Source organism: Ruegeria sp. AP12, assembly GCF_056540025.1.
In genome coordinates this window covers 1-1,117 of sequence record NZ_JBQFVZ010000093.1, presented here as the reverse complement: position 1 = coordinate 1,117, position 1,117 = coordinate 1, and the positions used below count along the sequence as shown (strand labels likewise).

The following is a 1,117-nucleotide window of genomic DNA, read 5'->3' as shown; positions in this document are numbered from 1 at the left end:
ATCGCCGCGCGTGCTACCGGTAAGGCTTGCAAGATGCGCTATGACCGAGATGATGACATGATCATCACCGGCAAACGCCACGCATTCCGCATTTCATACAAGGCCGGGTTTGACGAGAGCGGCCATATTCAGGGCGTCTCGTTCCTACACCACGCGATTTGCGGCTGGGCGCAGGACCTGTCTCTGCCTGTCGCCGATCGTGCCATGCTGCATTCGGACAACGCTTACCTTCTGCCCAATGCGCGGATCGAGAGCCACCGGCTGAAGACCAACACCCAATCCGCCACCGCCTATCGCGGGTTCGGAGGCCCTCAGGGCATGGTCGGGATCGAACGAATAATGGACCACGCCGCGCATGAACTGGGATTGGACCCGGTCGAGCTGCGCCGTCGTAACTACTACGAACCCGCCCACAAGGTTGCTGAAGCTGCACCGGCAGAGAAACCATTGGGACACCCCGATCCGCATGAAGACCTGACCAGCCGGGGCGCAGTTGAGATGGGCGAGGCGCCCGTGCGCCCTCTACCCCAAGGCGGCAACACCACGCCCTACGGGATGGAGGTCAGCGATTTCGAACTGCATGGCATGACCGAAGCTCTGCTGAAATCCAGCGACTATGCCGCGCGTAAGGCAGCCATCGAAAAATGGAACACCGAGAACAGTGTGATCAAGAAGGGCATTGCTTTCTCTCCGGTCAAGTTCGGGATTTCCTTCACGCTGACCCACCTCAATCAAGCAGGTGCTTTGGTGCATGTGTATCAGGACGGTTCGGTCCACCTGAACCATGGCGGCACCGAGATGGGTCAAGGCCTGTTCCAGAAGGTTGCACAGGTCGCTGCGTCGCGCTTTGGCGTTCCGCTGGAGATGGTCAAGATCACCGCGACTGATACGGCCAAAGTGCCCAATACCTCGGCCACGGCGGCGTCTTCGGGCAGCGACCTGAACGGCATGGCGGTCAAAGCCGCCTGCGACACGATCCGCGACCGCATGGCCGACTATTTGGCCGAGCGTCATCAGGCCGACCCGTCGAAAGTTACTTTCTCGGACGGTCACGTCTCAGTCGGTGCGGAACGCTATACCTTCTCTGAGGCCGCCGCTTTGGCCTACCAGGGGCGCA

At 60.4% G+C, this 1,117-nt stretch carries 1 protein-coding gene; it reads left to right on the top strand.

Translation table 11 applies throughout. The features are described from left to right. The coding region (locus ACR0E6_RS21460; RefSeq protein WP_480587111.1) for a molybdopterin cofactor-binding domain-containing protein at positions 1-1,117 on the top strand (1,117 nt) is incomplete at both ends.